The following is a 21,038-nucleotide window of genomic DNA, read 5'->3' as shown; positions in this document are numbered from 1 at the left end:
CCGGCCCTGATGTTGAATTCAGTACCACGGCTTAAATGGCCTGTCACAAGGCTTCTTGGCGACTTATAAAAAAACGATTAATTCGCTGGATGTTCTTGCAAGCGTTCTTGCCAAAGCGTGACTTTTTGTCGCAGAGCCGGAACATCAAACGAGGTCAATTCGCGCTTGCGCAGTAACTGCTTGCCGTTAATCCAAACATCAGTCACCTGATGCCGACCGGCGGCATAGACGATTTGCGCCAGCGGATTAAACAAGGGTTGAGTTTCCAGCTCACTCAGATCTATCGCTACCACGTCGGCCGCTTTGCCGATAACCAGTGAACCGATTTCAGCGTCCAAACCCAAGGCCTTGGCGCCGTTAATAGTCGCCATTTCCAACGCTGTCGTCGCCGACACCGCGCTGGCATCGCCTGCTACCCCCTTACCCAGCAAGGCTGCAGTACGCATTTCCGACAGCATATCCAGATCGTTATTGCTGGCCGCGCCGTCGGTACCCAAGGCCACATTGATACCCGCAGCCAGACACGCGGCCACCGGACAAAAGCCACTAGCCAATTTCAAATTGGATTCCGGGCAATGCACGATGTGGCCGCCGGTTTCCGCGTAAAGTTGGATGTCCTCGCTGGACAATTGCGTCATATGCACTGCGATAAACGATGGCGTCAACAAACCCAGTTCATGCAAACGCTGTAGCGGCGTTTGGCCGTTTTTACTTTTTTGCTCGTCGACTTCGTGCGCGGTTTCGTGTAGGTGCATGTGCACGGTCAAGTTCATCTCGTCGGCGTAGGTGATGACATTACGCAAAGGTCCGTCCGACACGGTGTATGGCGCGTGCGGCGCAAACGAGGTGCTGATCAAAGTTTCGTGCCGGAGTTGCTCGTGCAGCGCCAAACCCTTGGTCAGATAGGCGTCCGCGTTTTCCGCCCAGACGGTCGGAAAATCGAACACGATCAAACCGATATTGGCGCGTATGCCGTGTTGCATGGCTTGTTGCGCGACGATTTCCGGAAAGAAATACATGTCATTAAAGCAGGTCGTGCCGCAACGCAGCATCTCGGCAATCGCCAGATCGGTGCCATCTCTGACAAACGCTTCGCTGACCCATTTTTGTTCGGCCGGCCAGATATGGTTTTGCAGCCAATCCATCAGATGCAGATCGTCGGCAATTCCGCGCAGCAAGGACATCGCGGCGTGAGTATGGCAGTTAATCAAACCCGGAATCAGCGCATGCTGATCCAGCACTTCGAGCTGTCGGGCTTGGTACTTTGACATGGCCTGCTCGGTCGGCAGCAAATCGACAATTCTGCCGTCATCTATCACAAGACTGGCGTGCTCATGGATTGCGGACGCCGGCTCTACCGGTATTATCCAACGGGCTTGAATGAGAAGGTCGACCAGCATGGGTTCTCCCGATATGCAAAGCGGCGATTATACCTCGTTAGCCGGCTTGCTCGCCTGCGGAGAACAGTGCAGGCCGCCACCCACTCCGACTCACACCCCAATTTAATTTTGCTGAACGTCATGATGCCGGAATGGGACGGGGGCACTGTACCGTCTCGCCTGCACGAAAACCCAGCGCCCCGCCATTGTATCGACACGGATCGCAGCCAACGGGAAGTCAATATCCCCCGGAGTGCAAAAACACCTTAAAATAACACTCGTACAACGGACTACCGCCGCATCTGATTTGCCTTTTCAACGCAAATTGGCCGCGCTTTTACCTCAAGCGCATAGGAAAAAGAGCAGTTGCCGGGCATTTCATAACCTCCTCAAATATAGATTTAGACGAATTCATCATGACTACAACGCAAAAACTTTCCGTACAAGCCTTGCAATGGAGCGGACACAGCCTGAAAGTGCTGGACCAGCGCTTGCTGCCGGAAACCATCGCCTACGACGAATACAGCGACGCCGCCGGCGTCACCGAAGCCATTGCCTCAATGCGGGTGCGCGGCGCCCCGGCCATAGGCATCGCCGCTGCCTACGGCGTCGTGCTATCGGCGCTGCGGCATTATCCGCAGGCCGATTGGCAAGCTGCCGTTGCCGAAGATATTCAGCAACTCGCCGCATCCCGGCCGACGGCGGTAAACCTGTTCTGGGCGCTGGATAAAATGCGCGGCCTGCTGGCGCAAAATCCGCCGGAACCTGTCGTCGCATTGACTCAATTGGCCGAGCAAATCCACGCCGAAGACATCGCCGCCAACCACGCCATGGGCGAGCGCGGCGCGGATGTCATCGGCGATGCCAAAGCGGTATTGACGCATTGCAACGCCGGCGCGCTGGCTACCGGCGGTTACGGCACCGCGTTGGGCGTAATTCGCAGTTTGCACCAGCGCGGTCAATTGCAAAACGTTTACGCTGACGAAACCCGGCCCTGGCTGCAAGGCGCGCGTTTGACGGTGTGGGAGTTGGCGCAAGACGGCATTCCGGCTACGCTGATCGCCGATTCGGCGGCAGCCTGGCTGATGAAATCCGGCAAAATCGATTGGATCATCGTGGGCGCCGACCGCATCGCCGCCAACGGCGACGTGGCTAACAAGATCGGCACCTATTCGCTGGCGGTGTTGGCCAAACAACACGGGGTAAAAATGATGGTCGCTGCGCCCTCTTCCACCTTCGACTTCAGCATGGAAAACGGCGACAGCATCGAAATTGAACAACGCAATCCTAAAGAATTGTTGGCGGATTGTTACTTAACGGAAGGCTCGCTGGTGAACGCCTGGAACCCGGTGTTCGACGTCACCCCAGCCGCCCTGATTAGCGCCATCGTCACCGAACGCGGCGTGGTTATCGACCCCGGTCTGCACGGGGTAAGGAGTTTGGCACCATGTTAAATTTACCGCGCGGCAATAACCCTGTCTTTGCGCTGACCTGCTTGTGGCAGGGCGTGAAAATGCTCACCCACCCCGAACTGCGCAAATACCTGTTGATACCCTTGTTCATCAATATGGTGTTGTATACCGGCGCCTTCGTGCTGGGCTACCATTCGGTGTCGGCCTTGATTCACTCCTTTATCCCGGACTGGCTGTCCTGGCTGAATTGGATTTTATGGCCGCTGTTTTTTGTCAGCTTTTTAGTGATCGGCTTCTTCACCTTTACGCTGTTCGCCAATTTGATCGCCGCGCCGTATTACAGCCAGTTAGCGGCGAAGACGCTGCAATTGATCAGCGGCGGCAGCGTCGTCAAAGCCGATCTGCCTTGGGACAAGGTGTTTTTCGGCGAATTACGCCGAGTCGGCTATTTGTTGCTGCGCGTCTTGCCGCTGCTGCTGCTATTTTTGATTCCGGTCGTCAATCTGATCGCGCCCTTTGTATGGGCGGCGTTTGCGGCCTGGGGCATCGCGATGGAATTTCTGGCTTACCCGCTGGAGGAACGCGGCCTACCGTTTCCCGAACAGAAGCAATTCATGCAGCAGACCCGCTGGGGCGTATTGAGCTTCGGCGGCTTGACCGGCTTGGGTTTGACCTTGCCTATTGTCAATTTAGTGATGGGCCAGGCAGCGGTGATAGGTGCGACGATTTACGTGTACCGGTTAGGGGAAACCGAAACGCTGGCGGCCGAGCAACCGAATACTTAAGCACCATGTTAGCTACTCCGGCCCGACCGGGGTAGCCGGCGTGATGCGCGTTTTTAGACTCGGGGCTTTTTCGACGCAAACGCCCCAAATCCGCCTGATTGGGTGGGGTTTTGATTGGCAACTCAGTATCACATTGCAGACCCATACAAGATAGCCTGATAGAGACCTAACAAAACTCCTGACATTATTGCTTAGATTCCGGTTTCAATCGAATATATAGCCGCTTTGGTGGGTTTTTCGGCGGAATATCGTATTTTTAATACCAACAATAGAAAACAATACTTTACGATCACTTTAAAAAATCAACTGACCACTAATAAGGAGTAACCATGCTTATAAGATCTTTTTATCTTGTTTCTCTAGCAAGCTATTTTTCTCTTTTGAATTTTTCTGCATATGCCGCTACAGTTACCTTTGAGGAACTAGCTCTGCCGGGCATAGGTTCACAAGGACAACTAGCATTCCAGTCAAGGGCTAATGATTACCTTGTTAGTGGAGGTCTAATTTTTACTCCCACTGCAACGTCTGAAAATATTGTAGTTAATGGAGCTGTATTAGCTCAGACCTGATCTGACAGTTACCGTTTTTGCGGGGTGTCTGTCAGATTAGATTTGGTTCAGATTTTTTTGAGCCCAAATCTGTTTTCCATCCAGCAAGGTATCCATCGGCGTTCTGCCGTTGCACATTTTGCCCTGATGAGTTCGGTCATTGTTGTAATAAACCAGCCATTCGTCCAGATCTTTTTGGAGTTGATCCAGGTCGCTATAGAGCTTTTTGCGGAACGTGACCTGATAGAACTCCTGCAAGATGGTCTTATGGAAGCGTTCGCAAATCCCATTGGTTTGCGGTGACATGGCCTTGGTTTTGGTATGGTCGATGTCGTTGATCGCCAGGTATAGCTGATAATCATGCTGTTCGACCTTGCCACAATATTCTGTGCCGCGATCCGTCAGAATGCGTAGAACGGGTAATGCGTTGGCTTCGTAGAACGGCAATACTTTGTCATTCAGGATATCCGCGGCAGTAATCGGCGTTTTGGTGGTGTACAGTTTGCAGTGTGCGACTTTGCTATAAGTGTCCACGTAAGTCTGCTGGTATATCCGCCCAACCCCTTTGAGGTTGCCGACGTAAAAAGTATCCTGCGAACCCAGGTAACCGGGATGGGCTGTTTCGATTTCGCCGCAGGCTTGATCATCCTGCTGCTTTTTCTCCAACGCCGCAATCTGCGCATCGCTCAGCATTAACCCTTCGGCGGCTACCTTGGCTTCCAGTGCTTTAAGCCTCTTTTTAAAGTTCTCCAGGTCATGCCGTAACCAGATGGAGCGAACGCCGCTGCCGGATACGAATACTCCTTGTTTACGCAGTTCATTACTGGTTCGATGCTGTCCATGCGCTGGCCACTCAACCGCATAGGCTTTCACTGCCAGCTCAATGCTTTCATCGACGCGATTCTTCAGATTCGGAGACCGGCGGTTTTTGTCGATTAAGGCATCGATACCACCTTCAGCTACCAGCTCTTGATAACGATAAAACGTATCGCGCGAGACACCCATCACCTTGCAGGCTCTGGAGACGTTATTCAGTTCTTGGGCTAAATTTAACAGCCCCGCTTTGTGTTTAATGATCGGATTGTTTGTATGGATCATGAGAGTTACCTTTTGTGTTTTGTGTAAGGATTCGACACCCCTATCAAAACCGGTAACTCTCATCTTTTCAAGTCGACGTGTCAGATCAAGTCGTGACTAATACAATATAGATAATATTACCTTCGATGCAGCTGTTGTTCCTTTACCTACGTCAGCCTGGCTTTTTGGTTCTGGTTTATTTGTATTGATAAATATAAAAAAAGAACATTATAAATACACAACGAGCAATCTCGTAACAAATCGGTCAAGCGGACGACTTAAGACCATAAGGTGCGCAAATTATAGGGTGCTGCCGTCAGGCGCACCATTCACGATTGTTGCGCCTCGCATAGCTCGGCGCAACCTATAAGTGATCGCACCTTATGGAGATTACGGCTGGCGGCTCTAGGTCTATCAGCAGACCTTCGTCAGAAAAACCATCCGCCTGCTTTTGGCCTAGACTTGCCCCAAAGTCACAACAGCACCATGCCGCAAAGATGAATACCGATTAAGGCTAAAAGCCCGCGATTTTCCAATCATTGTGTCAAAACCCGCCAGAGTCATGACACAACGATGAAATAGCTTCCTTTAATCAATTTCCACTGATTCTCACACCCGACATCAGAACTTGATCGTCAAGCCCACAAACGCCGAGCGGCCCATGCCGGCGATGTTTCTGCCCCAGGGCACGGTGACATTAGCGGCAGCGGTTGGGTTCATGCCGTAGCGGTCGCCCAGATAGGCACCTGCCAACGGATGGTAATACTGCTTATCCAGCACATTATCCAAACCCACATCAAAACGCACTTTGCCCCATTCGTAGCCGGTTCTGGCGTTTAACAAAATATACGCCGCTGTCTCGGTTTCGTTGCGGATGGCCTGCACGTCGTCCTTGCCGTCGACGAACTGCATTTCTATTGCGCTTTGCCAGCTGCTCAAACGGTGATCCAAGCTCAGCTTCATGTTGAACGGCATCATGTGATACAGATTGCCACCATCCATGCGCTCACCGCGCACATAACTCATCGTGGTGTGGGCGGCAAATTCACCGATGGTTTGGTCTTTATAAATCCGTGTCCGGCCGGATACATCCATCCCCCACAGCCGGGCGTCGTGATTGGCATATTGCAGATAGACGAAGCTGTTGGTGGCGGTTTGCGGTGTGGCTTTGCACCCGCTGGCCGCCGCATTGGAAGCACTGACGCAGCGGTCCGCATCGATGAAGTTGTTCACGTAGGTGAAATACGGCGTGACATTCAGTTCCCACAGATTATTTTTCGGTTCGTGGAATGCGGCGGTCAAGCTGACGGTGTGCGCGGTTTCCTCGGTTAAATCCATATTGCCGACGTAGCCGTTGCCATCGCCATGCCAGCCTATCATCGCCATGTCCATGTTGCGCGCCCCCCAGACGTAGCGTTCGTATAAATTAGGCGCGCGGTTTTTCCGGGCGTAGCCCAATTCGTATTGGCTCATGTCGTTGGGGGTGAATTGCACCAGAGCTGTGACATCAAAAGTATCGTTACTGCGTTCTCGGTCGCGGGCATTGAAGGCATTGGCGGCGTTTAATGCAGTGATTGCCCCGGCTCTATCCACCGTACGAGTCGGACCGGTGTTGATCAAATCGGGGTTGTAGGGTTGAACATCGCCGGTATTGGTGGTGGTGTGATCGTAACGTAGACCCAACAAGCTACGCCATTTGGCATCCCAATTGGCTTCCCACTCGCCAAAAAAGCCCACCCGGTCGCGTTCACCGTTGTTGATGTTCAGATAGGCTTCCGGCGCCATCATCCAATACGCGCTGCGGGCGTCGGTGTTATTGGCGGCAATACTGGTGTTGGTGTGTACCGCCGGCCAATAATCGTTGATTTTGTTGCTGTGATATTCGTTGCCGATGCGGAAAGTGTCGCGTTTGTTGAAGGGAATTTCCGCTTGGATTTTATACCCCAGGTTGCGGCCACGGGTTTCCATCGGCATTTGATCGTTGGGCGGCGCAAAGGTGCCGCCGCTGGCGGTTCCATCCAGAAACTGGCTGTGTTTGTCCTCGCCAATGTCCATGCTGTGCTGGGTGCTTTCGAAATAGAATTTGCTCTCCAGCGAACCCCAATCGAAACTGCCTTTGTGCATGATATTGCCGAAGATGCTGTCGTTATTGGTCAAATCCATCCGTTGATTTGGAAAACCCTGGAACGGTATATGCTGCTGACCGCCGCGAATCACGACCAAATGTTTATCGGTTTTGAAGGATAAAGCCGCCGAGTGGTTTTGATTTTCGTAAGCGGTGGATTTGACGATCTGGCCGTTGCCGTCGTTGTAATTCATGCTCTCGGTGTGCGAGCCGGTATAGTCCAGTCGCACGTTTTGCGTCGCCACGCCGGCAGCGATGCTACCGCCAAAGGCGTCGCCGTTGCTGCGGTAAAACGAGGATACGCTGCCGTCCAGCAAAATATCCTTGCCCGGCTCGGCAAAGACCGGATCGGGGGTTTGCACGGAAATCGTGCCGCCAATGCTGTCGCCGCCTAGGCTCACCGGGGTAACACCGGTCAAGATGGTGATCTTGCCAATATTGCTGCGATCAATATACGACAACGGCGGATTCATGTGGTTGGCGCAAGCAGAAGTCAGCGTCATGCCATTGATGTCGATTTTCACCCGGTCGTCGTTCAGACCGTGGATCACCGGCAAACTGGAGACGCCGCCGGCGCCGTATAAACTCACCCCCGGCGTGTCTTCCAGCAATTTGGCGGTATCGCTAACCGCCGCGCGCTTGCTGGTGAGAATATCCGCTTCCATATCTGAAGCATTTAACGCTTTTACCCCGGGAAACTTGTCGGTGACGATGACTTTTTCCAGTACCACTTCATCAGCCAGGGAGTTTTCGATTGTGTCATCGGCGCTAACCGCCGAGCTAAAGCCGAGAGGCAGCATGCCAGTCGCCAACAAACCCAATAAGCCGAGACCTGTTGTTACTGACGAGGGGACGTGCCGGACCGTTTGTTGATTGTCTGTGCAGATTTTTTTCATAATTCGCCTTTCGAAAGTCAAAAATAACGTCAATTTGCTATTGCTCCCTACCAGGATCATCAAGACCTTTCCGCCCTTGAAACCATCAAAAAAGCTGGAATTCTGTGAAATGTCGAAACAGTTTTTATGATTGACTACAGCCGGAAGCCTGAAGCGGTCAATTAGCTATAACAAATTAAAGCGAACTATATTGTAATATTAGAATTATTTAATTCAAGTTATTGAACTATGTTATTTAACTTAATATTTGATAAATTTCAATAACTTATACTGCCATGACAACAGTTATCAAAATAACGTAAGCAGCAATTTGCCAAACATCAGAATCGAAAGACCCGATGTTAGCGTTAAGTTTTGCGGTAACTCACTGCCGCCACTTACAATAATCTTCATTTAGCCATTAACCTTTGAGAACACTCTATGAAATACCAACCTTGTATCGACCAATGCACATCCGAAGGCACCCACTGCGGCGGTTGCGGCAGATCGCACCAGGAAATCACCGACACCAAAAAATTGGTGTCATCGGTCGTGGAGTTTATCCGGGAGCATGACTACGAAAATCCCGAAGACTTTGTGGAACGGATCAGTAAAAGCATTTTGAAAAAGCTGCAAAAAACTGCCTGACCGTTACGAATTGATTGCGCCCCACTTCAACAAGGAGCGATCAGTAAAAAAAACGCCCTTAACGGGCGTTTTTGCTAACCAAGCCTTGCAACCGGCTATCAAGCTTTGCGCTGCTTCATACCGATAAACCCGGTCAGCACCGATCCAAACAACCAAACTGCGCCAGGAACCGGCACGGCGGCTGGCGTTACCGACACCAATTCGTAGCTGTAAGATGTTGCATTGTTGGCTTTATCGAATACCGCGCCGCCGAAACCGCCAAAGCCCATGCCGCTGTAATAATCAAAGCCAGTGGTGCCAAAGTAATTGGTGGCAATCAGTTCTTGTTGCGCGCCGTTAATCTCGTCGCCGAGATACGGGCTGTTGAGGTTGTAGACCATCGCCGACAAATCAGCCAGGTTATGAGTAAACGCAGCGACGATAGAGTTACCCGAGAACGACAAAGAAAACGCCGAGATTTCATTGAAATTCATCCCGAAATTGGCGCTTCCCACGTTAATCTGCCCGGAGTGATTGGCGTCATTCACGGTAAAACTACCGGAAATGGTCGCCCCGTCGTCAAAACCTGTTTGCACAAAATTGTAAACCGCCGCGTTAGCGCCGGGCGCCAATAACGCGGCCGCAACCGCCAAGGCCAGCTTTATAGATTTAGTTGTCATAATCAGCAGGCCTTATTGCGCGGGTGTGGAGGGCAGGAACGGCGAGAAACGGGTGCCGGAGGAGGTGCCCAACAAGCCGAAATTATTGGTCCATTGCCCGATAAACGATTGTTTGTCCGGGGTAAATTGCAAATCAAAGAATGATTGCACGGTGACATTCGGCGCCGGCGAAAAATCTAATTGCGCCACAGCCGAGCAATCGGTGTTCATCGTCGCGGTACCGCTGACCGGGCCGGCGAAACCCGGAGTGATCACCCCGCTTTGCGTGGTAGTGAATGCGCATGAACCGCCGACGACGCCGTTAAGAACCGTAATTTCACAACGTCCGGTATGCAGATTAGCCAGCGCTACACTGTTTTGATACAGCACATAGCTGCCGTTCAAATTAGCGGCGCTACAACCTGGCGCGGCTTGAACTTGTGTAGATAGCCCCAGCGTTGCGGCTAACAGCAGGTATTTATAGTTTTTCATCGTGTCCTCTCGAAAATCTTGGTAGTTATTTTGTAATTGGCGAATTACCCCTAATCATTCCTGCTGATTGCGATTCCGCGCAATCTGCGGCTTAAGTAGGAGCAACCCAAAACTACCTATCAATCCCTATGCCACCGATTTAGTAAAACATATAAAACAACAAGATAAGAGAAAACACGCATCCAATTCGTCCGGTAAAACAGACCGATTCAAACCGATTTATGCTAAAAATTAGTGTTATGTCACAAATTATTGTAAAAGTAAGTCGTATGCCCAAAAGAGGTGGGCAAATTTTCCAGGCCAAGGACATTTCACGACATGACCGACAGAAAAAAGGCAGGATACAAAAGGCTGCACAGTGACGAGTTATCTATGCAACCCGGTCAGCAACAACATTGCTGGCGTCAATCCTTACCTTCTCAGCTTGGCGAGGGCAGATCGCTAATTTTTCAGCTCGATCCGTCCCTGAGTTACATAGAAACGACCTATCACCCCCTGCACGATCTGGCGATCACCAGCAAAATCGATTTCGGCGAACCACGCCTGGTAGTAACGCTTGGGATAACCGGTCACACCCGCTTCATCGGCAGCGACAAGCAGGAGCTGACATTCAGCGCAGGCCATACCACGATTACCAGTTTCGACAGAAGTCACGGCGAACGCCGGTACCAAGCAAATCAGCCTATAAAGCAATTGCGTTTTTCAATCGGCAAGCGCTGGATGGACCGTTATTTGGGCGAAAATGAATCGGCATTTTTCTTCCGGAACAATGCCTTGCAACTGTTAAGCAGCCGGCCAAGCCATACTCAAAGCACGATTTCTGGCCGGCAATTGCTGGGATGCAACCTCAGCTCCCCTTTAGCACCGCTAACATTAAACGGCCATGTCATGACGATACTGGCTAACGAACTTAACGGACTATGCCGACCTGAAAAATACGCTTATTCCAGATTCGACCGAGCCAGCCGACACATGGCTGACCAAGCCCGCGAGATCCTCGAACTACATTACCAAGATCCACCCTCACTGGAAAACCTGGCAAAAACCCTGGGCATCACTCCATTCAAGTTAAAAAATCTGTTCCAACATTATTTTAATAATTCTCCTTATGGCGTAGTGACCGAGATCAGAATGCAGCATGCTTATCGCGCATTGGCGTCGACTCGGCAACCCGTCAGCTTGGTGGCAGAGATGGTGGGTTACAGGCACACCAGCAACTTCAGCCTGGCTTTTAGTAAACATTTTGGCGTCTCACCCAAACAAATTTCCAAGAAACGCTGAAAACCCCTGGTTTTCCCATTTCCACCAGTAACATCCACCCTATTTTTAAACGAATTTGCCAAATCCAAGCAAATTTGCGGAAATGGCGGCTTTTCCAACAAAGCTTTCATTTTTGCAAACCATGAACAACACCGACTTGCAATCTCTACCTCGCCACAGTGTCCCAGCCTTCCCCGGTTGGTGGGCGGCGCTTGGGCCCGGCGTGGTGTGGATGGCGCTAGCGCAAGGCAGCGGCGAGTTGATCTGGTGGCCTTACATGATTGCCAAATATGGCCTGACTTTTTTATGGCTGCTGGTCCCGGCCTGTTTGCTGCAATATCCGTTGAACCTGGAAATTGGCCGTTACACCATGCTGACCGGCGAAAGCATTTTCCACGGATTTATTCGCTTGCATCGCGGCTTTGGGATCTTTCTGTGGCTGCTGATGACCGTGTCGTTCTTGTGGTTCGGTGCGTTTGCTTCGGCCGGCGGCACCGCAATGGCGGAACTGACGCACTGGCCGGAAGGCTGGACGCAACGCGGCCAAAGCCTGTTTTGGGGTTACGCCTCGATTGCGGTGTTCGTTTCCGCTATTCTCGCCAGCGGCGTGGTTTATACGCTGATAGAACGCTTCATGAAACTGGTCGCGGTGGTCACCGTGGTCGGGCTGTTATCCGCATGCTTGCAAAGCGATGTGTTAAAGGCGTTGCCGGAATTCAGCATGGGCCTGCTCGGCCCGGTTGGCGAAATGCCGCGCGCTTGGGATAGCGGCGATGCCAGCAAATTACTTACGGCCATTACCTTCGCCGGCCTCGGTGGCTTCTGGATTTTGTTTTATTCCTACTGGTTACGTGACAAAGGCGCCGGCATGGCTGGCCTGGTGGGCCGTATCACCGGCTTGGGTGGCGCGGAAGAAGCGGTATTGAGCGACGGTTTTCTGCCGGTCTGACGAAGCGGAAAGCGCAAAAAACTGGTCGACCTGGCGGCGGTTTTTAAGCGCTGACATATTGGTCGGCATTGTCGGCAATCTACTCACCACGCTGATGACCTGCCTGCTGGCTTATGCGTTGTTGTTTCCCAAAGGTTTGCTGCCGCAGGAATACGAACTGGCAGTGGTGCAAAGCCAGTTTTTTGCAGTGAGTTGGGGCGAGATCGGCCGCTTACTGTTTTTGGTGGTGGCGGCCGCGTTTTTAACCGACACCTGGCTGGCCACCGCCGACGCCGTCAGCCGGATTCAGACCGATATTATTTTGACCTTGTTTCCGAAAAGCCGCCGTCTGCCCGCCCGACGCTGGTATTACATTTTTTTGGGCTTGCTGACGCTCATCACCTCGCTGACCATGCAACTCGACGCCCCCGGCCCGCTGATTTTAACCAGCGCGATCATCGGCTTCGGCGGCACCATCATGTTTCCGGTGGCGTTGTATCTGATCAACCACAAAATGCTGCCGCCGCACTTACCGGCATGGGCCAGACCGAAAGGCAAGCCTTGGCTGTTGGGTTTGAGTTTTGTGGTGTATTTGCTGTTGGCTGTGTTGTATTTAAAAGCCAGTCTTAAACTTTGACGGCAATTCGGTTAGGGTCTAACATCCGTAGCAGAGTAAATTCGTAAGAAGCCCAAAGGGAATTTGCTAAAACGCGATCTAACGATGGTTTGGGAATATTCGCACCATCCGAAATTACGAGGAATCAGCGTATGGATCTAGCCAATAGAATTACGTTCAACCCGTTACAGTGCGGTGGTAAACCGTGTATCCGGGGTATGCGTATCCGCGTCAGCGATATTTTGCAGATGTTAGGCGAGGGTGTGAGCAATGAATAGATTTTGCAGGATTTTCCTGACCTAGAGCATCAAGATATTCAGGCTTGTTTATTGTACGCCGCCAAGCGTGTCAATTTTGAACGGCTGGCGGCGTGATTTATTGGATTGATGCGCAGTTGCCACCCGTCATGACAACATTACTTCGGTTACCCGACAAAGTCACTTTACCAACAACGTCGAGGTTTGTAACATCAAGCAGCCTCGGTAGAATCGAGTTTAACGCCAAATAGTCTTCGGGAGGACTTTAGTTATGCAAGTCGTAGAATTTGAAGCAGATGCAAAAGGCCGGATGATTGAAATTCCCATAGAGTTTGCTGCCTTTGCCTCCAAGCACCTTAAAATCAAGTTATCGATAGAGGAAGCAGCGGATTCAACCTCAATAAAACCCGCCAAACGACTTTCCGCACTATCCATCGATACACGCTCGTTTCAATTTGATCGCGAAGACGCAAATGCCCGATAGGTATTTTCTTGATACCAACATCTTGATCTACGCCTACTCAAACAGCGAACCGCACAAGGCAGACATCGCCAATTCAATGCTGTTTGAAGGCGAATCTATCATTTCCTTGCAAGTGATCAATGAATTTTCCAACATTTGCCTAAAAAAACTCAAGCTAAAGGAAAATGCTGTTATTGGCGCTATCCATGAAATTACCAGCGTCACCCATGTAGTTGGTTTCTCTTTAGCCACTCAGCTAAGAGCCCTACAGTTATGCGAAGTACATTGTTTTTCCTATTACGATGCGTTAATTGCCAGCACCGCGCTGGAAAACCACTGCCCGATTCTTTACAGCGAAGACATGCAAGACAATCAGTTGATCGACAACCAGTTGCGAATCGTTAACCCTTTTTAAGTCTGGGATTCGTTGCATTCCCCCAGCCTTTGCGCGATTGACAACAGGATCACCTTCCGCCCAACAATGTTATCTACGCCGATCAAAACACCATGACGGCATGAGCGTAGGCTGATGACTTGGAACAAGGTTTCATGATCCTGGCAGACAATCCCCAGAGCGATAGTTACCGTCCTGATACTGCACCAGCGCTACAGTATTTATATCGGGCAAATACCTTATCCTTTACAGAACCCTAACCGATGGCGTGCAGATAGTTCGCGTCATTCATGGCGCCAGGGATTTACCCAACGTGATCTAATCGCCAATGCACATTGGTATTCCGCTTCGGCTTTTAGCCTCGTGCGCAAGGCATTTAGACTGGCGCACGAAGTTTTTCGCTATCCTCGCCAGGCTTTAAGGCTCGCGAGTGAACCTGCATAGCGTTGCGAATTGAGTTCAAAGGCTCGCGCGCAAGGCAATTAAGCTTGCGCACGTGGTGTTTTGCTATCCTCGCCTGGCTTTTAGGCTTGAGACCGAGCCACCATAGCCTTGCGAATCAGGCTAAAAGCCTTGCAGCCAAGGCATTTTGGTATACACCCAAGCTAACGAAGCTTTCGTGAATCGCAAAACACCATTCACTCCAGGCTACAAGGCATGAAGTCCATGTCTCCCAGCGAAAATCAGGCCCGACACAGCCTAACCGTCCCGAAATTGGACGCCATGGATTGCTATAAACAGGGTTGGGCTTGGGTGCATGGACAGACATTTGCTCCTGCAATATCTGCATTCTTCATATCCCTGTGAGTCATGCAGCAGGCAGGGCAATGCAGGGAGCGATTGCCGAGACGACAGGAACCCCAAAACGACAGCCATAAAACCACCAGCACACCATTAGCAACGATACAATAAAGTCATTGATAATTTGAAGGCCATCAATGTTGGGGTTCGTGCCTCACCCCAACCTACGCAAGCCCAACGTACGCGGTGAAAATATCCCTTCTATTTAAGGCATGATTGTATTGGCAATTGGTTGCTTAAAACTCTACTCGAACCGATCCCATAAAAGTTCGGGGGGTTCCGATGGTGATAAAGTTTGCACTGTTAGTACCTGCGTAATAGTTTTTATCCAGCAAATTATCAATATTGAATTGCGTGGTTACTTTTGTTGCGCCGACTTTTATTTGGTAACTTGCCATGAGGTTTGCTGTAACAAAACCAGGCAACTGATAAGTATTTTCGGCGTTCCCCTCTTTTTGGCCTTGCGCGAGTGCCCCAGCTCCAATTTTAAATCCGCGTAACACGCTTTCTTGAAATTCGTAAGTACTCCAAAAGCTTCCGGAATGAGTTGGAGCTAAAAACAGTCGATTTCCTTGGCTTCCTAAACCTCCGTCATAACCTACATCTTTGGTAACTTTTGCAAATGGCGTGTAAGCATAGGTCGCAATAACGTTCCAACCTGGCACGATTTGACCAGTGGCATCAAATTCAATACCCTTACTTTTTGCTTCACCAATTGCACGACCATTTCCATTAGGGTCATTTGGAATTGCAGCCCAGAGATTTTGCTTAGTTAATTCAAAATAAGATAATGTTGTTGTAAGTTTTCCATCCCAAAACTCTGACTTTAAGCCAGTCTCCCATTGTTGAGCTGATTCCGGGGGCAAAGTTGTCCCATCCGTATTGAATAAACTGTTGGTTCCACCAAAGTTTTCGGTATAACTTCCGTAGAGTGATAGCCATTTTGCCGGCTTCCATAACAAGCCACCGCGCGGACTAATATGGTCAACGGATTCCGTGATCTTGCCCAAAAGGTTATTTAGTCCTTCGACGTTGTCATAACGAAATCCTCCTAACGCATGAAAATGGTATGGAAGTTCCATTTGATCTTGAAAATACATTCCATGCCAGGATTGTGAGAAATTGCTTCCGTCCCTTGGCGATAATATTGGTTGAGCTGTTAGATAGACCGGATTGTAAATATTAAACGCGGGGGCTGTTCCACCGAATTTGTCTGTCACTTGATCGTCAATAGCAAAATAATCATAGCCAAACAACAGCTTATGCTTAATAAGGCCGGTTTCAATATTCCCTAACAAATTAAGCGATGTAAAGTAACGTTGTGACTGTGCTCTACCGTTGTTGTATCGCCGAGTTATTGAACCATCGACCTCTGCGGCACCAAAGTTTAATGTCTTACTTACTTTCTTTATCCATAAACTCAGAGGAAAATTTATGGCTAAGTTTCCAATTATCATTAAACTCATGAGACCAATTCACGCCAGCCAACACTCTGTCGCCGGCGTTTTTGTTGTTTAATGGCTCATGTAAGGCTCGATCTATCGGTATAGGTGCCGGACGATTACCCATCGGAGCAACACCCGGGTCTGGCTTATCGTTGAAGTGTTGATATTCGACTTCAAAGGTTGCTTGGGTTCTCGGGCTAATATTCCACTTGAGAACCGGGGCGACAAAAACCCGTTCCCCTTCTATAAAATCTCGGAAAGAGCCAGCGTTTTCATAGGACATGTTAAGTCTATAAAGGAGCGTATCATCCTTGGTAATTGGTGCTGTCGCATCTAACGTAGTCCGATAAAAATCATAAGACCCAAATTGCTGCTGGAGAGCATAGTAAGGGGTTGCCAACGGTTGTTTCGTAACTAGATTGACAATCCCGCCAGGTTCGGCCCGCCCAAACAAAATAGACCCTGGCCCCTTCAGCACCTCTATACGTTCAAGATTGGTAGTATCGCGCTTAGTAGCTGCGCTTCCACCGATAATGCTCGGAATCAACACACCGTCGCGATAGGTAATGTTGTTTTGAAATCCGCGAATTTGGTATCCATCTATCGAGCCTTGACCAATTGCCCCCTGAGACACCCCGCTAACGTTTTGCACCGCTTTGTCGATACGTGTCACTTGTTGGTCTTGCAGCACTTGTTTGGTCACGACCTGCACCGAAAACGGTGTTTCCATAATCGGAGTATCCCTCTTAGTCGCCGTCATTGCGTTGGGCAAACGGTAATCCGGATTATAAGGATCAGTGGCATCATAAGCCGCCTTCCCTACCACCTGCACCGCCGGCATGGTCTGCGGCCCTAGATTGTTGTGCATTTCCCCCGACCGTGGTTGCAAGGTGATAGACCCTTCGCCGGTCGTCACCGCTTGCAGCGGCGCATCGCCCAATAAAATCTTGATCGCCTCGTCGGCGGTGTAGTCGCCTTGCAAGCCTCGGCTGCGCAGATTATCGGCAATATCGGTGCCGTACATCAGTTGTTGCTGGCTTTGTCTGCCGAACATCAACAATGCCTGATTCAGCGATTGGGCGGGAATGTCGAAATGGCGTTTGCCGGCGGCATCGCCGAGGGCGGTTTGCGAGATCAGCGCCGCGAGCAAGGCTGCTTTGGAGGCATGGCGCCGGCCCTTGCCGGCTGAGAAAGGTTTGCAATACTTTGCGTTGAACATGGATTCTCCTGGTTTCGGTCTGGTTACACGGCAGCATTCGGGCTGGTGTTAGTTAAGACGGAAACTTTTTAAAAACCCACATCAGTCGGCCATTGAATTTTTTACATTGGGGGAAATAGGCAATGGAAAATTGAATTGGCGATGGCAAAGCGGGGCAGTGTTTACCTAAGTAGTTGAGACTAAATCCCCCTCGGTCCCCCTTTTTCAAAGGGGGAAGTGGACGCCGCTGGCTCGGATTCGATGGTTTTATTTCCCCTCTTTGAAAAAGAGGGGCCAGGGGAGATTTTTTAGATAACCCCCCCTCAATCCCCTTTATGCCCCCGAGGGTACTTTTTCAAAGGGGGAAGTAAGAACGTCTAGCGCAGCAGCACCAAATAGGGCGAAATACTTACAATCTGCAGCTCCGGTACTGCGGCTTTTAAACTGGCGATGGCTTGATCCAGCGCGTCCAAGCGAAACAGGCCGCTAATGCGCTTGTCGGCCAGCGCGGTATTCAGCAACACGACGCGGCCGGGACGATATTGGTTGATTTGGGCAATGGCGTCGCTTAGCGGCAAGCCGTCGAATTGCAGATAGCCGGCCCGCCACAGCGCCATGCTGTCCGGATGACCGGCGCTTTTTAGGGCGATGCTGTTGGCGCCTATCGACGCGGACTGTCCCGCCGTCAGGCGTTCTTGGTGTTGCTGCCCCGCGTCTTGTATTTCAACTATCCCTTCGACCAGTTCCACCTCGGTATGCTCGGATTGTCGCTTTACGGCGAAGGCGGTGCCCACTGCCCGCACTTCGCTGCCGGCAGCAGCGACCACGAACGGCCGTTGCGGATTTTTAGCCACGTCAAAAAACGCTTCGCCGGCTAATAACTCCACCCGGCGCGTGCCGGCATTGAAGTGGATGGCCAGGGCCGTGGCGGTGTTAAGCATCACCCGCGAGCCGTCGGCCAAGGTCACGGTGCGTTGCTCGCCCTTACCGGTGAGATAGTCTGCCCGCCAGAATGCCGGCGGATACAGCGCGGTGAGCGTGACTGCCAGCATTACACAACAGGCTACAGCCAAACGGAAGGATCGGTTAGGGTGGCGGGTTCTGGTATTGACCCGGACTTTAAAATCCCTGGGGCTGTCATTTCCGCGCCGACGGGAATCCAGCATGGCAATCGAACTTGCAGCCAGCACATCCGCTGCCTGCGCTTGCCTGCCACCTTGCCCTGGAGACTGTCGTAAAAGCTCGCTTTCTTCTCGGGACGACTGCATCGATACAGAAGATAGGGTAATGTCGGGATCGATTACCGAGAGGGTTGGAGCGAGGGAATCAAAATGCGTCAAAGCGTTAGTTTGCATCCCCTCACCCTGCCCTCTCCCAGAGGGAGAGGGTTGTATTTTGGCTGTTAAGCTTCCCTCCCCGGGCAAGGGTTGCGCACCGGGAATAATGCGGCGGCCACGCAGTTGTCCCAAACCGGCCCACAGCGCTTGGGCGCGTTGCCACGCTTGTTCGTGGGCGCTGTCGGCGGCACGCCAGGCATTCAGCTCTTGCCGCGCGGACGCGGAAAAATCACCGGAATGCAACTGGCTCAACCAAGCGCAAGCCTGTTCCAGCAAACGCTCGGCATCATCCGGCATCGGTTCGGTGGACATGGTTAATTCCTGGTTAAACGGTGGGGGAGATATATCATAGACGAGGCCGGCGGCCTAAACCACAGACGCTATTCGAATCCATCCAGGGTTTTAGCACATTGCAGCAATGCCCTTTTGATGTTCTCTTCAACGGTGCGAACCGAGATATTCAGGGTTTCGGCGATTTCGCGCTGCTTCAAGCCTTCGAAGCGGTTCAGGTAAAAAATGCGTTGGCACAACGGGGACAGGCTGCTCATGCCCTCGATCAGGCGGTCCAAATCCTCCTCGCCCAGTGCCACCGTTTCCGCGCAGCGCAGGTCTTCCACTTCCAGCGGCGTATCGTCCGGCCATGACACCAGCGTAGCATGGCGCACGGTTTGACTGCGATAGTAATCAATCACAAGGTTTTGCGCGGTACGGAACAGATAGGCTTTTAGATTGCCGACACTACCCAAGTCCTCGCTGCGGCATAAGCGCACGAACGCTTCCTGGCAAATGTCGGCGGCGGTTTCCCGGCAGCGTACACGCGAATACAGCACAGTCTCCAACTCGCCGTGGCAACTGACGTATAGCTCTTGGAGAGATTGATGGACTGGAAAAGACATTTGCCGGCTTAAGGGTTTCGGTATCAGGGCTTAAACCGAAAGTAACCAGCAAATTTAAAGCCGGACTAGAAATATTTTGCGCAATCAAACAGCTAGAAAATTGGCAAGACGCCAAATCCGATAGCTTTTTATTAAACTATGTTAAATAAAGCTGGTCTAGCACTCCTTTTCACACACATTTACTACACCCAGCCGACAGAGACGAGTTGCCCGCAGCCATGGTCCGGCAGCTTAACATTCGTCAAATCCCTCGCCTCTTTCCCTGCTTTTCCGCGCGGCTTCCGCCAGCAATTCATCGATAAAATATCGACAGTAATTGGGTACGTACAGTTGTTTCAGGTAAGCAATCTTAGTTGTGGAACTGGGTATCAAGCCCGACAGGTCTAGGGCAACCAAATCGGCATCCTTGCTGGCTTCGTAAGCCGTACCGGCAATTATCCCCACGCCCATTCCCAAACGCACATAGGTTTTTATCACGTCGGAATCGGCCGCCGCCAAGGTAATATCCAGTGGTAAATGGGCGTTATGAAAGGCTTTTTCTATCGTCGAGCGACCGGTAAAACCAGGGGTGTAAGTCAAAATCGGCTCAGCTGATAGCCGTTGCAGGCTTATTTCGCCTTCCGCCAGCCGGTGACCGAGTGGCACCACGGCAACGTGATGCCAGTGATAACAGGGCTTGACCACTAATTTGTCGTCTTCGTCCAGTTTTTCGGTGCAGATGGCGATGTCGGCTTGATGCCTATGTAACAAATTAATCAGATTATCCGGCGACGATTGCACCATATAGATTTTAATGCCCGGATATTTGCGCCTAAACCGGCCTATCGGTTCCGGCAGTAAATATTTAGCCTGCGTATGAGTAGTCGCTATCCGTAAGGTGCCGTTACTATTTTCCAGAAAGTCGTCGGCAATCAGTTGGATATTTTTTTTAGCCTGATTGATTAAATCCACTTCTTCCATGATCTTTTCGCCCAAGGGCGTCAGACCCGTCAGCTTTTTTCCCTGTCTGACGAACAGCGGCGAGCCCACTTCTATTTCAAACAACTGGAGTTGCCGACTGACCGCCGACTGCACCACGTGCATTTTTTCTGCGGCTTTGCTCAAGTTGCAATCGGTTTCCTGCAAAACTCGCAGCAATTCCAATTGATTAAGATTCATAGGCGTGCTCCTAAAAAAATTCCGGGATTCAAAGCAAAATTTTATTACTAACCTATACTGTAATTCGACGTTGCAATGACAATCTATTCTTTCGATATAAAAATCACATTATATCGTTTTAATTTAGAGGTTCCGTTCATTAACATGACAAATCGACCAGGTGATTTTGTCGGCTTTTGTTAGTGAGAGGCAAACCTCCTCCTAGCGACAGGGATGTTTTGATGGCGGGTTGCATAGACCCGCCATTTTTTTCGCCACCAGTCTGAGCACATCGGGGCAATCAAGCGATGATTATTAACCCCGCCA

The 21,038-nt window shown here is 50.9% G+C and carries 20 protein-coding genes and 1 pseudogene; 11 read left to right on the top strand and 10 right to left on the bottom strand.

Features of this window, described 5'->3' with window-relative positions; genetic code table 11:
* Positions 1–77: 77 nt before the first annotated feature.
* On the bottom strand, positions 78–1,400 hold the full coding sequence (locus ACH5Y9_RS04095; RefSeq protein WP_445368627.1) for a TRZ/ATZ family hydrolase: 1,323 nt from the start codon (positions 1,398–1,400) through the stop codon (positions 78–80).
* 395 nt (positions 1,401–1,795) lie between these two features.
* On the opposite strand from ACH5Y9_RS04095, the gene mtnA reads away from it, so the two are divergent.
* The 3 genes from mtnA (at position 1,796) to ACH5Y9_RS04080 (ending at position 4,145) form a co-directional block, all read left to right on the top strand.
* Positions 1,796–2,833, top strand: a complete 1,038-nt coding sequence (mtnA, locus tag ACH5Y9_RS04090; protein ID WP_445368626.1) for an S-methyl-5-thioribose-1-phosphate isomerase — start codon at positions 1,796–1,798, stop codon at positions 2,831–2,833.
* A complete protein-coding gene (gene cysZ / locus ACH5Y9_RS04085; protein WP_445368625.1) occupies positions 2,827–3,576 on the top strand; it encodes a sulfate transporter CysZ in 750 nt (249 codons plus the stop codon). Before mtnA ends, cysZ begins: the two co-directional genes overlap by 7 nt.
* A 329-nt stretch (positions 3,577–3,905) precedes the next feature.
* On the top strand, positions 3,906–4,145 hold the full coding sequence (locus tag ACH5Y9_RS04080; RefSeq protein ID WP_445368624.1) for a hypothetical protein: 240 nt from the start codon (positions 3,906–3,908) through the stop codon (positions 4,143–4,145).
* Between the two features lie 36 nt (positions 4,146–4,181).
* On the opposite strand, the gene ACH5Y9_RS04075 is transcribed toward ACH5Y9_RS04080, so the two are convergent.
* Positions 4,182–5,222, bottom strand: coding sequence for an IS481 family transposase (locus ACH5Y9_RS04075; protein ID WP_445366359.1), 1,041 nt, complete (start codon positions 5,220–5,222; stop codon positions 4,182–4,184).
* 600 nt (positions 5,223–5,822) lie between these two features.
* Entirely contained in the window at positions 5,823–8,222 is a 2,400-nt protein-coding gene (locus ACH5Y9_RS04070; RefSeq protein ID WP_445368623.1) for a TonB-dependent receptor domain-containing protein, read from the bottom strand.
* 420 nt (positions 8,223–8,642) lie between these two features.
* Here ACH5Y9_RS04070 and ACH5Y9_RS04065 point away from each other — a divergent pair, with 420 nt between their 5' ends.
* Complete coding sequence (locus ACH5Y9_RS04065; RefSeq protein ID WP_101055306.1) at positions 8,643–8,849, top strand: DUF1289 domain-containing protein; 207 nt, start codon at positions 8,643–8,645, stop codon at positions 8,847–8,849.
* A gap of 98 nt (positions 8,850–8,947) precedes the next feature.
* Here ACH5Y9_RS04065 and ACH5Y9_RS04060 read toward each other — a convergent pair whose 3' ends face one another.
* Together ACH5Y9_RS04060 and ACH5Y9_RS04055 are read right to left on the bottom strand one after the other, a co-directional pair.
* On the bottom strand, positions 8,948–9,508 hold the full coding sequence (locus ACH5Y9_RS04060; RefSeq protein ID WP_101055304.1) for a hypothetical protein: 561 nt from the start codon (positions 9,506–9,508) through the stop codon (positions 8,948–8,950).
* A gap of 12 nt (positions 9,509–9,520) precedes the next feature.
* On the bottom strand, positions 9,521–9,979 hold the full coding sequence (locus tag ACH5Y9_RS04055) for a hypothetical protein (protein WP_101055302.1): 459 nt from the start codon (positions 9,977–9,979) through the stop codon (positions 9,521–9,523).
* 318 nt (positions 9,980–10,297) lie between these two features.
* Here ACH5Y9_RS04055 and ACH5Y9_RS04050 point away from each other — a divergent pair, with 318 nt between their 5' ends.
* The 6 genes and pseudogenes from ACH5Y9_RS04050 to ACH5Y9_RS04025 all read left to right on the top strand — a co-directional run bounded on the left by ACH5Y9_RS04050 (position 10,298) and on the right by ACH5Y9_RS04025 (position 13,918).
* The gene (locus ACH5Y9_RS04050) at positions 10,298–11,260 is read left to right on the top strand and encodes a helix-turn-helix transcriptional regulator (protein ID WP_445368622.1); all 963 of its coding nucleotides are present in this window, start codon (positions 10,298–10,300) and stop codon (positions 11,258–11,260) included.
* A 121-nt stretch (positions 11,261–11,381) separates the two neighbouring features.
* Entirely contained in the window at positions 11,382–12,188 is an 807-nt protein-coding gene (locus ACH5Y9_RS04045) for an Nramp family divalent metal transporter (RefSeq protein ID WP_445368621.1), read from the top strand.
* A 55-nt stretch (positions 12,189–12,243) separates the two neighbouring features.
* Complete coding sequence (locus ACH5Y9_RS04040; RefSeq protein ID WP_445369871.1) at positions 12,244–12,804, top strand: hypothetical protein; 561 nt, start codon at positions 12,244–12,246, stop codon at positions 12,802–12,804.
* A gap of 131 nt (positions 12,805–12,935) precedes the next feature.
* Positions 12,936–13,157 (top strand): annotated as a pseudogene (locus ACH5Y9_RS04035) (DUF433 domain-containing protein).
* A 154-nt stretch (positions 13,158–13,311) separates the two neighbouring features.
* Positions 13,312–13,524: a hypothetical protein gene (locus ACH5Y9_RS04030; RefSeq protein WP_445368620.1), complete on the top strand. Its 213-nt coding sequence runs from the start codon at positions 13,312–13,314 to the stop codon at positions 13,522–13,524.
* A complete protein-coding gene (locus ACH5Y9_RS04025; protein ID WP_445368619.1) occupies positions 13,514–13,918 on the top strand; it encodes a PIN domain-containing protein in 405 nt (134 codons plus the stop codon). The genes ACH5Y9_RS04030 and ACH5Y9_RS04025 overlap by 11 nt, the downstream gene beginning before the upstream one ends.
* 1,016 nt (positions 13,919–14,934) lie before the next feature.
* Here ACH5Y9_RS04025 and ACH5Y9_RS04020 read toward each other — a convergent pair.
* Together ACH5Y9_RS04020 and ACH5Y9_RS04015 are read right to left on the bottom strand one after the other, a co-directional pair.
* Positions 14,935–16,164: a TonB-dependent siderophore receptor gene (locus ACH5Y9_RS04020; RefSeq protein WP_445368618.1), complete on the bottom strand. Its 1,230-nt coding sequence runs from the start codon at positions 16,162–16,164 to the stop codon at positions 14,935–14,937.
* Entirely contained in the window at positions 16,094–17,125 is a 1,032-nt protein-coding gene (locus tag ACH5Y9_RS04015; protein ID WP_445368617.1) for a TonB-dependent siderophore receptor, read from the bottom strand. Before ACH5Y9_RS04015 ends, ACH5Y9_RS04020 begins: the two co-directional genes overlap by 71 nt.
* Between ACH5Y9_RS04015 and ACH5Y9_RS04010 the strand changes: the two genes are divergently transcribed.
* Complete coding sequence (locus tag ACH5Y9_RS04010; RefSeq protein WP_445368616.1) at positions 17,120–17,332, top strand: hypothetical protein; 213 nt, start codon at positions 17,120–17,122, stop codon at positions 17,330–17,332. The two genes, ACH5Y9_RS04015 and ACH5Y9_RS04010, sit on opposite strands and share 6 nt — an antisense overlap.
* A 386-nt stretch (positions 17,333–17,718) precedes the next feature.
* Here ACH5Y9_RS04010 and ACH5Y9_RS04005 read toward each other — a convergent pair whose 3' ends face one another.
* The 3 genes from ACH5Y9_RS04005 to ACH5Y9_RS03995 form a co-directional block, all read right to left on the bottom strand.
* Positions 17,719–18,990: a FecR family protein gene (locus ACH5Y9_RS04005; RefSeq protein WP_445368615.1), complete on the bottom strand. Its 1,272-nt coding sequence runs from the start codon at positions 18,988–18,990 to the stop codon at positions 17,719–17,721.
* A gap of 68 nt (positions 18,991–19,058) precedes the next feature.
* A complete protein-coding gene (locus ACH5Y9_RS04000; protein WP_445368614.1) occupies positions 19,059–19,574 on the bottom strand; it encodes an RNA polymerase sigma factor in 516 nt (171 codons plus the stop codon).
* 231 nt (positions 19,575–19,805) lie between these two features.
* Positions 19,806–20,732, bottom strand: a complete 927-nt coding sequence (locus ACH5Y9_RS03995) for a LysR substrate-binding domain-containing protein (RefSeq protein WP_171695860.1) — start codon at positions 20,730–20,732, stop codon at positions 19,806–19,808.
* Positions 20,733–21,038: the final 306 nt, after the last annotated feature.

This window comes from Methylomonas sp. BW4-1, assembly GCF_052474385.1.
The sequence above is the reverse complement of the archived record's forward strand: the minus strand, read 5'-3'. Positions and strand labels throughout refer to the sequence as shown.